This window comes from Cobetia crustatorum (assembly GCF_000591415.1).
Classification (GTDB): domain Bacteria; phylum Pseudomonadota; class Gammaproteobacteria; order Pseudomonadales; family Halomonadaceae; genus Cobetia; species Cobetia crustatorum.
The window spans coordinates 1-11774 of record NZ_JEMF01000116.1 but is presented as its reverse complement, the minus strand read 5'-3'; the positions used below and the strand labels follow the sequence as shown (position 1 = coordinate 11774).

11 protein-coding genes are annotated in these 11774 nt (G+C 58.2%); 5 read left to right on the top strand and 6 right to left on the bottom strand.

The window, feature by feature from the left end; all coding sequences use genetic code 11:
• Positions 1 to 834 precede the first annotated feature (834 nt).
• Entirely contained in the window at positions 835 to 1716 is an 882-nt protein-coding gene (locus BF12_RS0117070; protein WP_024953323.1) for a Tim44 domain-containing protein, read from the bottom strand.
• A 74-nt stretch (positions 1717 to 1790) separates the two neighbouring features.
• Here BF12_RS0117070 and BF12_RS0117065 point away from each other — a divergent pair, with 74 nt between their 5' ends.
• Positions 1791 to 2402, top strand: coding sequence for an isochorismatase family protein (locus tag BF12_RS0117065; RefSeq protein ID WP_248623747.1), 612 nt, complete (start codon positions 1791 to 1793; stop codon positions 2400 to 2402).
• 42 nt (positions 2403 to 2444) lie between these two features.
• Here BF12_RS0117065 and yaaA read toward each other — a convergent pair whose 3' ends face one another.
• The 3 genes from yaaA to BF12_RS0117050 form a co-directional block, all read right to left on the bottom strand.
• Positions 2445 to 3233 (bottom strand): peroxide stress protein YaaA, encoded by a 789-nt coding sequence (gene yaaA, locus BF12_RS0117060; protein ID WP_024953321.1) that lies wholly within the window; start codon positions 3231 to 3233, stop codon positions 2445 to 2447.
• A 128-nt stretch (positions 3234 to 3361) separates the two neighbouring features.
• On the bottom strand, positions 3362 to 3814 hold the full coding sequence (locus tag BF12_RS0117055) for a DMT family transporter (protein ID WP_024953320.1): 453 nt from the start codon (positions 3812 to 3814) through the stop codon (positions 3362 to 3364).
• Positions 3815 to 3912: 98 nt separating this feature from the next.
• A complete protein-coding gene (locus BF12_RS0117050) occupies positions 3913 to 4944 on the bottom strand; it encodes an NADP(H)-dependent aldo-keto reductase (RefSeq protein ID WP_024953319.1) in 1032 nt (343 codons plus the stop codon).
• A gap of 290 nt (positions 4945 to 5234) precedes the next feature.
• On the opposite strand from BF12_RS0117050, the gene BF12_RS0117045 reads away from it, so the two are divergent.
• Both BF12_RS0117045 and BF12_RS0117040 read left to right on the top strand, forming a co-directional pair.
• Positions 5235 to 5720, top strand: a complete 486-nt coding sequence (locus BF12_RS0117045; RefSeq protein ID WP_024953318.1) for a tetratricopeptide repeat protein — start codon at positions 5235 to 5237, stop codon at positions 5718 to 5720.
• A 208-nt stretch (positions 5721 to 5928) separates the two neighbouring features.
• Positions 5929 to 6426 carry a 3'-5' exonuclease gene (locus tag BF12_RS0117040; protein ID WP_024953317.1) on the top strand — a complete coding sequence of 166 codons (498 nt, stop codon included), beginning with the start codon at positions 5929 to 5931 and terminating at the stop codon, positions 6424 to 6426.
• Between the two features lie 126 nt (positions 6427 to 6552).
• Here the strand turns inward: BF12_RS0117040 and BF12_RS0117035 are convergent, their stop codons facing one another.
• Positions 6553 to 7521, bottom strand: a complete 969-nt coding sequence (locus BF12_RS0117035) for an NAD(P)H-quinone oxidoreductase (protein WP_024953316.1) — start codon at positions 7519 to 7521, stop codon at positions 6553 to 6555.
• A 212-nt stretch (positions 7522 to 7733) separates the two neighbouring features.
• Here BF12_RS0117035 and olsF point away from each other — a divergent pair, with 212 nt between their 5' ends.
• Positions 7734 to 9536: a bifunctional ornithine lipid synthase OlsF gene (gene olsF, locus BF12_RS0117030; RefSeq protein ID WP_024953315.1), complete on the top strand. Its 1803-nt coding sequence runs from the start codon at positions 7734 to 7736 to the stop codon at positions 9534 to 9536.
• A gap of 16 nt (positions 9537 to 9552) precedes the next feature.
• Here the strand turns inward: olsF and BF12_RS0117025 are convergent, their stop codons facing one another.
• Positions 9553 to 10113 (bottom strand): LOG family protein, encoded by a 561-nt coding sequence (locus tag BF12_RS0117025; RefSeq protein ID WP_024953314.1) that lies wholly within the window; start codon positions 10111 to 10113, stop codon positions 9553 to 9555.
• Between the two features lie 282 nt (positions 10114 to 10395).
• Between BF12_RS0117025 and BF12_RS0117020 the strand changes: the two genes are divergently transcribed.
• The gene (locus BF12_RS0117020; protein ID WP_024953313.1) at positions 10396 to 11736 is read left to right on the top strand and encodes a sodium-dependent transporter; all 1341 of its coding nucleotides are present in this window, start codon (positions 10396 to 10398) and stop codon (positions 11734 to 11736) included.
• Positions 11737 to 11774 lie beyond the last annotated feature (38 nt).

Genomic DNA, 11774 nt, shown 5'->3' with positions numbered 1-11774 from the left:
GGGCGGTTCTCTTTGTGCGCAGAAAAAGTCAGTGCGCAGGAACACGCCAGACCGAGCAAGAGTACTGAACGCGAGTGCAACAGAATGCTTTCGTGATACACCGGCCCTGTCGCCACTGCGATAGGGGCGTTCGTGTGTGTGGAGCAGGGCGTTGTCGAGGATTTTCTCAAGTAGATGAGCGTTCATGTGAGGTCGACAGCATCGAGTGGAATGGCCTCAGATGATGCTAGACGATGGCAGAAGGCCTGATGACAGGGGTGTGGATAACCCTCTTTCAGTACTCATCGTTTAGACATATTGGTTTGGGGTGATAGACGGATGAGACTTGCCTTAGTGGCCTGATAAAAACGATGCTGCCAGTAGCTGCTGGCTGAGAGAGGATTTCCGAGGGACTCCTCAAGAGAAGGTAGCGATGAATGAAGGCCGGGGTGCTGTGCAGGTTTTTAGCGTTCACCATTCTTCACTGCAGAGTTGCTCAAGTTTATGAGGATCAGAATGAACTAATGACATGCAGGGGCGTCAGAGTATGTGAGTTTCGACGTTCCCTTGCTTAGAAACTTGTCTGTGCTATCCCATCAGCAGACTTTTGAGATGCGGCGCTCCTGCCTTGCAGTCGAGCAGCCTATCCGCCGGTCACTTCCCCAGTGGCCGGTTTTTTTATGCCTGAATGATGAAATTTTCCGATTATGGAAGAAGAAGGCGCCACGTTATCAGCATATGAGAGGCATTTGTGCTTTTGTGGAGATCATCGGCGGTCTGCGTTAGGCATGAAAAAAACGGCTGAATGATTGCTTATCCAGCCGTCTGCTTACGGTCTATCGGCCTGCATGCTGCTTAACTATTCTGCTCAATGCCCTGGATGTACCAGTCGGCACCATCGCGCAACTCACGGATCAGATGCCAGGTCTCGCTGAACTCGTTCTGCTCACCGTTTTCATTGAGTACGCCATGGAATAGCACTGTAGCTTCAGCTTGTTGGCCGATTTCCTGCACGCTGCTCAGCTCTGCGAATAAACGTATGATCTCTGTCTGGTTATTGGCCGGTTGCTTGGCGCGTTCTTCACGCAGCAAGTTATAAAGTGTTGGTGTCACGTATTCCTGGATACGGGGCAGATCATTGTTATCCCAAGCGCGCTGCAGGGTCATGAAGTGCTCTTTGGCACCGCCGAGGAACTGCTCTTTGTCGAACCAGGCAGGCTCGCCGATCGATGGTGTGCCAGCAAGTCCTGCTCCGGTGCCGCTAGCGGACGCCAACGACTCACCTTGGCCATGTTGCTCACGAGCCTGCGCATTGCGTGGTTGATCATCGTGGCGTGTAGTACGACCTGCTGGCCCGCCACTCGCCATCGTCGCTTTCCTGCGCGCACTGAGGAATTTGAAGGCCACGAAGGCAATCAGCGCGATGATCAGAAAGTCTGTCATACGCAGACCATCAAAGGCGCCACCGAAGAAAAGAGAGGCCAATAGACCGCCTGCGAGTAGTCCTGCCATAGGGCCTGCAAACTTGGACAGACTGTTGGAAGGCTTGGATTTAGCCGTCGTGCCGCTGGTGGTCTTGTTGCTGCCAAACAGCGAGCTTGACGACTTTCCGCTATCGGCAGAACGCGAGTAACTTCCAAAACTCTTGCCGCCGCCGAGGCGCTTGGCTTCTGCGTGTTCGACACTCAGTCCGAAACCGAGTAGGCCGACCATCAGCATGATGAACAGATGGCGCATGTAGTATCTCCTTGGATGCGCTAGCGTGTAAGTAAGAGTCCCATTCTAGCCTTGGAACCGCCGCGGGAGGATCAATGGACGACGAAAAGTCTCAACATCTGATGGCACGACGTTCGCTACTGCTGTTGATAGATTTTCAGACACGCTTGATGCCGGTATTAAGTGGAGGGACAGAGGCTATCAATTCAGCAGTCTGGCTGGGTCGGATAGCCGAGACGCTGGAGATTCCCGTGTGGCTGACCGAGCACTGTCCTGACAAGTTGGGCGAAGGCGCCCCTCTGACGCACATGTTGAGTAAGCGCAGTCGTTGCTTCACTAAACGTAGTTTTAGTGCTTTTGAGGCATCTGATTTCAGGGAGGCACTTGTTGCAAGTGGCTGTGATCAGTTAGTGATATGCGGTGCTGAAGCACATATCTGCGTGATGCAAACAGTGCTGTCGTTATGTGAGGCGGGCTATCGTGTGGCGCTGGTCGCCGATGGTGTTGCCAGTCGCCGTCCGCGAGAGGCGGCGCTGGGAGTAGCGCGTTGCGAGGCTGCGGGCGCCAGTATTGTCAGTGCCGAGATGGTAGCTTATGAGTGGTTGGGGCGTGCCGATCACGCCATGTTCGGCGAAATTCATCGTCATTACCTCAAACCGCGAGCCGGCGAGCCCCTGACGTTTCCGGGGCTCGGCGGTTGGCGATGAAAGCTGCATAAGCTGTTGAAATTAGCCAAATATTTGAGATTATCAGGCGCGTGCAGCCTCAGCCTCGGTACGTGTGAAGACGAGTGTATCGCTGTCGGAGGCGGCAGAAGAGAAGCGATAGCCAGCTATATCGAAGTGCTTGAGATCATCGGCGCTGTCGATGTCTTCCTTGAGCAGCCAAGCACTCATCATGCCGCGGGCTTTCTTGGCATAGAAGCTGATGATCTTGGATTGACCATTCTTCTCGTCCTTGAAAACGGGGGTGACGATACGATGGCGGAAGGCCTTGCTATCAATGGCCTTGAAGTACTCGTTGGAAGCCAGGTTGACGAGTACTGGCGTGCCACTGTCTTCCACCGCGTGCTCCAGGGCAGGCGTCAGTGTCTTACGCCAGTAAGCATACAAGTCCTTGCCCGCCGGGTTGCTCAGTCGCGTGCCCATTTCTAGCCGATAGGGCTGAATTAGATCGAGTGGGCGAAGTAAGCCATACAGGCCAGACAGAATCCGCAATTTGTGTTGCGCGCGATCGAATTCTGCTTCGTTGAAGGTGTCGGCTGCCATGCCTTGATAAACATCACCTTGGAAGGCGAGTACCGCCTGTTTGGCATTATCGGGTGTGAAGGGTGTCTGCCATTCCTGAAAGCGAGCCGCATTGAGACCGGCCAGCTTATCGGACAGCTTCATCAGGCTGGCGATATCTTGAGGCGATTGCTCGCGAAGGATATCGATAAGTGGCTGTGCCTGATTCAGGAAATCCGGTTGGGTGTGACGTGATGTAGCGGGAGCGCTATCGAAATCCAGCGACTTGGCGGGCGAAATCACACTCAGCATGAAGACCTCCTGACAGGGAAAGCATTCAGTATATCAGGGCCACAAGAAGGCCCCGAGTTCATGAAGACTATCGGGGCCATAGAGCAGCTATCGAGAGACTGTACTGAGACAGCATTTGTGCGGCTGATTCAGTAGCGGCGTATCAAATAGACGCCAGCAAACAGCAGCAAGACTCCCGCCACACGGCCTGGTGACAGGTCATGCTGAGGGAAGGTCGCCCAGCCGAAGTGGTCCAAGATGACCGAGGCGGTCAGCTGGCCGGCCAGGAAGGTCGCCATCATGGTCGCGGCGCCCAGCTTGGGGACCAGGATGACACTTGCCGCGACGAAGAATGCACCCAGTAGTCCGCCGGTCCAACTCCACCATGGCGCCGCCTTCAAGGCCCCCATGGCGGGGATGGGTAGACGCATGGCCATTACCACGCCTGCCAATGCGATAGAGCCCACCACAAAGCTGATCATCGCCGCCATGGTCGAACTGTGGGTTTGCAGGGCGAGTGTGGAATTGACGCCGGCCTGAATAGGCATCATCGCGCCAGCGGCAATGGCCATGAGGATCATGCCCAGTTCTGCGGGGTTCATGTGTATTCCTTGTGAGCGGGCTGGCTGTTGCGATTCATGGGCCAGTCGTGGATATACGCGCAGGGCCACCGATATATCAACGATGGCCCTGCAAAAGCTTAGGGGCAGGGGTTGGGCGCAGTGTTGTGGATCATCTCGATCTCGGCCAGCACCTCGTCACTCAGCTCTACCTCGAGACTGGCGATATTGCTATTGAGCTGTCCGAGGGTCGTCGCACCGATGATATTGCTGGTCAGGAACGGACGCGTATTCACAAAGGCGAGCGCCATCTGCGCCGGGTTCAGACCATGGCGACGGGCGATATCCACGTAGCAAGCGATGACGTGCTGAGCTGGCTCGGCGTTGTAGCGCTGGAAGCGTTCGAACAAGGTCAGGCGAGCGCCTTCTGGACGTGCACCATCCAGATACTTGCCAGACAGCGTACCGAACGCCAGCGGTGAATAGGCAAGCAGACCGACATCTTCACGATGTGCAAATTCAGCTAAACCTACTTCAAAGCTGCGGTTGACCAGATTGTAGGGGTTCTGAACGCTGGCGACGCGAGGCAGATTCAGACGTTCTGCCAGATTCAGACACTGCATCACGCCCCAGGGTGTCTCGTTGGAGAGACCCACGGCGCGAATCTTGCCTGCAGTGACCAGTTCGCCGAGTGCTGAAAGACTTTCCTCCAGCGGTGTCATGTCTTCGTCTTCTACTGCCTGATAGCCCAGCTTGCCGAAGAAGTTGGCCTTTCTATCCGGCCAGTGCAGCTGATAGAGATCGATATAGTCAGTGCCGAGACGACGTAGATTGTCATCACAGGCTTCAATGATCTGGGCACGTGTCAGGCGAGAGCCGCCACGCAGGTAGTCCATACCCGGCCCCGTCACCTTGGTGGCGAGGGTGATCTTGTCACGATTACCGCGTGCGGCCAGCCAGCTGCCAATGTACTGCTCGGTACGGCCTTGGGTTTCTCCGTTGGGCGGTACCGGATACATCTCGGCGGTGTCGATGAAATCGATACCAGCCTCAAGCGCGCGATCCAGTTGTTGATGGGCATCGGCTTCACTGTTCTGCTCGCCAAAGGTCATGGTGCCAAGGCATAGCAGACTGACGTCAATACCGGTACGGCCGAGAGCTCTTCGTTGCATGCTGGATTCTCTTGTCGGATGAGTGTCGAGTAATAGGTGTCGAGGCACGTATCGCATGAAGATGCGCGTAAGTGATGGCACATATATTAGCAGCGTAACAAAAACCCACAAAGCAAGCTTGAGTCCCCCCGATTGCGCGCGTATGCTTGGCGCCCCGCCGTCAGGGGAGCAGTCTTTCGAGGCCGCCCGCAAGGGTAAACTGACCGCGGTGGCAAGGAGAACAGCGTCGCAGGCTCAGGATCGAGCTACATACGGCGTCACCCCTCTTATCAGTTTCAAGGTTACTCGTCATGCCGCAGGCCCAAACCCTGATGACCGGACTGAAATATCGCCTGGCGGAGCGTCTGTTCCACGCCTCCTGGCTTTCCGGCTCTCAGCAGAAGCATCGTCTGACCATGCGTCTGTTCAATCACTGCGCGAATGCCGGTCACACCGGTGCGTTGTCATTGTACGGGCACATGCTGTTCCAGCGAGGTAACTCCGCGCAGGAAAAGGCTAAGGGCGCGCGCTTCGTCATCAAGGCGGCGCAAGCTGGTGATGTGCATGCTCAATATCAGGCTGCATGTATTTACGAGCATGGTTGTGCCCAGTACCAGAGTGATCCGGCCAAGGCCGTGACCTGGTATGCGCGTGCCGCGGAGTGCCATCACGCACTTGCCGCTCAACGTCTGGCGCATGCCTATCGTGAAGGTTCGCTGGGACTGGCAGTCTGCCCGCACAAGGCTGAGCAGTGGGAAGCCCATGCACGCACTGGCAGCGACGCTGGCCTGCACTGAAATTGATTCGCCTGATTCGGCGACATTCATAGCTTCTCCCAACAACGCCCTCCTCGTGAGGGCGTTGTTGTCTCTGTCATCATGTGAGCACTGGTGGTAGTCGTTAGACGCGTGGGACTCGCCAAGCGGGGGGCAATTCCCGTAACCTGAAGTCATTCAACCTCTTCTCGCCCGGCCTTGCCTGCCTGAGACACCTTGGGAGATCCGTGTGACGCTGCCTATCCTGCTCGACATTGAAGCCTCCGGCTTTGGCCGCGGCAGCTATCCGATCGAGATCGGTTTGGCGCGTGCTGACGGGAGTAGTTGTGCCTTTCTTATCCAGCCGTTGGATGAGTGGGTCCACTGGGACCCCAAGGCGGAGCTATTGCACGGAATTTCTCGCGCGCGACTGGCACGAGAAGGGCGCCCAGTGAGGGAGGTGGCGCAGTGGGTCAATGATGAGTTGAGTGAAGCGCGTCTCGCCTATAGCGATAGCTGGGGCTATGACAACACCTGGCTATCGTTACTGTTCCATCATGCCGGCATGCTGCCGCGTTTTCGTCTGGAGGCGCTACGCCGCTTGCTTGACGAAGATCAGCTCAATGGCTGGGCAGCGCTCAAGGAGTCCGTGATTGCGGAAGGTGGTATTCAGCGCCATCGAGCGGGTGACGATGCTCGCCTACTGCAACTGACATGGCAGAGAGCTCAGCATATTGATCGCGAGTGACGGGCCCATGACGTGTGAGTTGAGTGCTAGCTCCTGAAAAGGGCTGCCCCTGTTCTCTTTCGAGAGAGGGGCAGCCCTTTTTATTTGATGTTATCTCGGCAGTCGCTCACCGTCATGTACGCAGTGTCAGGCGCCGGTGACGGCCAGTAATACCTTGCCAGTGCTGGCATTGTCCTGCACATAGGCGTGGGCAGCATCTGCCTCCTGAATCGGCCAGCTGCGATCGATATGCGGCCGTAGTTCGCCCCGCGCGAGACGCGGCCATACATGCACATAGAGTGCGTCCAGCACCATGCCCTTGCCCTTGGGCGAGCGGGTACGCAGGGTCGAGCCGATCAGGCGCTGGCGCTTCATCAGCATACGGCCCAGATCCAGCTCATCCATGCGCCCGCCCATCAGGCCGATCAACACCATACGGCCATCCTGATTCAGTACCTGCTGGTTGTCGGCCAGATAGCCGCCGCCCACTGGATCGAGAATCATGTCGGCACCGCCCCAGGCATTGACCGCTTCGACAAAGCTGCCGTCATGACGGTTCCAGCCGGCATCTGCACCTAGACGTAGACACGTCTCCAACTTTTCCTGACTGCCAACAGTCACGAAGCACGGATGCCCGAACAGGCCGCATAACTGAATGGCGGTCGTGCCGATACCGCTGGCACCGGCGTGCAGCAGCACGCGCTCCTGACGCTTGAGATTGCCCTCAATGAACAGATTCAGCCAAGCGGTCGCGAACATCTCCGGTAGAGCCGCTGCCTCACGCAAGCCATAGCCTTCCGGTACTGGCAATACCTGCAGCTCATTGACCACCACTTCCTCGGCATAGCCGCCGCCGGACAGCAGGGCGCAGACCGGATCACCGACCTTGAAGCGCTCTACGTGTCGACCGACTTCACGAATGGTGCCACTGACTTCCAGCCCCAGAATCTGGCTCGCGCCTTCGGGGGGCGGATATTGACCTGCGCGCTGCATCAGGTCTGCGCGATTGACTCCTGCCCACGCCACCTCGATGCGCACTTCATCTGACGCTATACCCTGGGGTGCCTCGCATTCCTGCCAGACCAGTGCCTCATTCTCGACAGCTATCGCAAACATTTGCTCTCTCCTTGGCTGGGCAGGGTTGCTGCCGTCTTGTCAGGCGTGATCATTCAGTGTGCTGGCAACGCACTCTCCCACGTGCCGACTGTCATCCGACTGTACGCGGACTGTGACGTATCTGTCATGAGATGGCGTGAACCTGTCGTGATATCAAGCCCCTCTGATCCAGACAGAGAATTCTGCATTGTGCTACGGCCTGAGGAGTGAGCATGATCGATACCGCCCGTGTCATCACCGCCAAATATCCGACCTTTGCCCAACGGCACCCATTGATCCGTCGACCAGCATTGGCGCTACTGCGTCGCCTGGTGCACGAGAGTGAGATCAATGCCTTCCTTGCCGAGCATTCCGACCTGCGTGGTTTTGACTTCATTGATCGTGTGCTGGATCACTTCTCCTTCGGCTACTCCGTGTCCTCGCGGGAGCACGAGAACATTCCGGCGTATGGGCGGGTGGTGATTGTCGCCAATCACCCGCTGGGCTCACTCGATGGGCTGGCGCTGCTCAAACTGGTGGGAGAGGTGCGGCGTGACGTGAAGATCGTTGCCAACGATGTGCTGATGAAGGTCGAGCCACTGGCACCCTTGTTACTGCCGTTGGATAACCTCAGCCGCCGCGGCTATCGCAAGAGCAGTGGATTGATCTGCGACGCACTGATGAACGAGGAGGCCGTGATCATCTTCCCTGCGGGTGAAGTCTCGCGTGCGGGCCCGACGGGACCTCGCGATGGCAAGTGGCTGTCGGGCTTTCTACACTTTGCGCGCAAGACCAACGCACCGGTACTGCCGATTCATGTCAGTGGCCGTAACTCGACGCTGTTCTATGCGCTCTCGTCCTTGAATCGCAGTCTTGGCACGCCGCTATTGGCGCACGAGATGTTTCGTCAGCGCGCGCGGCAGCTCACGTTACGTATCGGCGAGTTGATTCCACTGGCACGCCTGGATAGCGAGATTCTGAGCACGAATGCCAAGACGCGCCTGCTGCGCAAGCATCTGTATCGCATCGGGCGCGGCAAGCGTGGGTTATTCACGACCGAGAAGGCGATCGGTCATCCAGAGGAGCGCCAGGCATTGCGTGAGGAACTCACACCCTGTGAGCTACTGGGCGAGACGCGCGATGGCAAGAAGATCTATCTGTTCGATGCCTTTCCCGGCTCCAGTGTCATGCGTGAGATCGGTCGGCTGCGCGAGATCAGCTTCCGCCGTGTGGGAGAAGGGACGGGGCAGCGGCGTGATATCGATCGCTACGATGCACACTATCGCCATCTAGTGCTGTGGGATGACGCCGATCTCGAGATCGCCGGCGCTTATCGCATTGGCGAGGTGAAGAAAATTCTGGCCGTGCAGGGCGAGAAGGGCCTCTATAGTCCGAGTCTGTTTCGCTTCACGCCAGAGCTGATGGAGCGTATGGAGGAAGGCCTGGAGCTAGGGCGCAGCTTCGTGCAGCCACGTTATTGGGGACGCCGCAGTCTCGATTATCTATGGCAGGGATTGGGCGCTTATCTGCGCTGTCACCCCGAAATTCGCTGGCTATTTGGGCCGGTCACGCTTTCCAGCAGCTATCCCGAGGCAGCGCGTGCCTTGATTGTCAGCTACTACCGCCACTATTACGGAGATGACGAAGGCTTGGCGCGTGCACGTGCGCCGGTCACGACGCTGGCGCCTGACAGAGCCGCGGATGAGGCGTCACACCTGTTTGAGGGGCAGGATGCTGGCGGTGACTTCCGGCGTCTGCGTGCTCAGCTGGAGGCGATGGGAGTGACGGTTCCGACGCTCTATAAGCAGTACGCAGAGGTTACCGAACCGGGCGGTACGCGCTTTCTGGATTTTAGCGTCGATGCCGACTTCGGCTACTGCATCGACGGGCTGGTGATGGTCGATGTGGGAAAGATCACCGCCAGCAAGCGTGCACGCTATATTGGCGCTCCCGCTGATCATGCCGTGACGGAGAGCAGCACGCGCGCCATCAGCGCACTGCCCTTGGGTAAGGCAGTTGAATCAGTCTGCGGCTGATGTGTCGTTGATGGCGCTAACGCAAGGCAGGCATGCCAGCGTCAGGTGTCAGACGGTCAAGCAATGGCGAAATCTCGCGCTCGCTGATCAGGCGGGTGCGGGTGTCGGCATTGAGAAAGCCCGCCTCGACGGTACGATCCAGGAACTCGAGCAGTGGAGTGTAGAAGCCATCGCTGTCGAGTACGGCAATGGGCTTGGCGTGAAAACCTAGGTATTGCCAGGTCCATGTCTCGAATAGCTCTTCCAGCGTGCCGATTCCCCCCGGCAGGGTAATGAAGGCATCTGCCAGCGCAGCCATCTGGGCTTTGCGTTCATGCATGTCTTCGACTTCGATCAGGCGAGTGAGACTGTCATGTGCCTTTTCGTTACGCACCAACGCTTGGGGGATGATACCAATCACTTCCCCGCCAGCGGCGAGTGCAGCATCGGCGAGTGCCCCCATTAGTCCGGCGCGTGCCCCGCCATAGACCAGACCCCAACCGCGTTGTGCAATCGCTTCTCCCAGCGCTTCGGCCAGCTGGCGGTGATGCGGTGAGTTCCCCTCGCGGGAGCCCAGATAGACACAGATGCGATGCATACTTCTCTCCTGAAGATCTGTCGTGAATGTCTGTGCTGGCAACCTGTCTTTTATCCTACCTGAGTTGAGCGCCTGCGGTGTGACGCGGTGCGGTGATTTCCCCGTCGCGTCATTCAGATGACTGCTGCCTGCATTCGCAAGCCTGCTCTGCTACCCTTGCCGGCCCCGCAGGCGACGGATGGCGGGCGCTGGCGCACTTGAACCTCGTCATGAGGTCGGCGCACAACACGCAAGGCGGCTCTCGATCGAGAACGCGCAATGACGACAAGGCAGGAGAGGCAGATGGCGCAGGTGCGCGGACGCTTTGCCAGCCGGCTAGGCTTCTTGATGGCCGCCGCTGGTTCGGCAGTAGGACTTGGCAACGTATGGGGCTTCCCGTCCCAGACGGCCAACAACGGAGGCGGTGCCTTCGTGGTGATGTATCTGGTATTGGCCTTTCTGCTGGCCTGGCCAGCGTTGATGGCGGAGCTGGTCATCGGTCGTCACGGCCAGGCCAACATTGTTTCCAGCATGAGCCTCGGGCGTGGCCTTACCAAGCGCTTCGGTGCGCTGGCGGGCTGGGCGGGCATGCTGACCGCCAGCCTGATTCTGGCCTTCTACGCCATCGTCGCGGGCTGGTTGCTGGGCTATACCGCCGCGCCGGTCAGCGAGGCGCTGGGCATGTCGTCCGCCGCCAGCTGGCTGACCACGTTCGACTTTACGCGTAACGTCACGCTGACGGCGGTCTTCCTCGGCTTGACGATGGCGATCGTGGTCGGCGGCGTGCGCGGCGGTATCGAGAAGTGGTCGACGCGTCTGATGCCGGTGCTGCTGGTGCTGCTGGTCGGGTTGATCGGTTATGTACTGACACTGCCGGGAGCAGATGAGGGGTTGCGTGTCTATCTGACGCCGCAGTGGGACCGCATCTTCGATGCCGACCTGATGCTGAGCGCGATGGGGCAGGCTTTCTTCTCTCTGTCGCTGGGCGTGGGCGCCATGTTGATCTATGGCTCCTATCTCGGGCCGGAGCAGAACCTGCCGCGTCTTGGCGTGCTGGTGACGCTGATCGATGTTGGTATCGCCTTTCTCGCGGGCCTGCTGGTGATTCCGGCGATGTACGCCGCACGCCATCTGGGCGTTGAGATCTTCGATGCTGAAGGTCTGCTCAAGAGCTCCGATACGCTGCTGTTTGATACGCTACCGGCGCTGTTTGCCCAGATGGGCGGTGCAGGTGATGTGCTTATGGTGGCCTTTTTTGCCTTGATGAGCGTTGCCGGTATCACGTCGTCCATCTCGATGCTGGAAGTGCCGGTGTCCTTCGTGGTCGAGCGTGGCTGGCTGGGCCGTCGTGCCGCGACGCTGGCCGTCGGCGCCGCCGTGATGGCAGTCAGCCTGACCATTGCCGCCAACTTCGGTGCGCTGTTCGGGCTGGTGATCATGCTGACCACCCAGTACAGCCAGCCGCTGGTCGCGCTGGTGATGTGTCTGTTGGTTGGCTGGGCGTTGTCACGTCATGCGCTGCTCAAGGAAATCCAGAGTGGGGCGCCGGACATCGAGTCCAGCCTGTTCTGGAAAATTTGGCCATGGTACGTGCGTTTGGTCTGCCCGCTGTGTATCGCGTTGGTGTTCGCGCACTCACTGTAAGCTTGTGGAAGATATTTTCCACAACGTAAAAAGCCCGC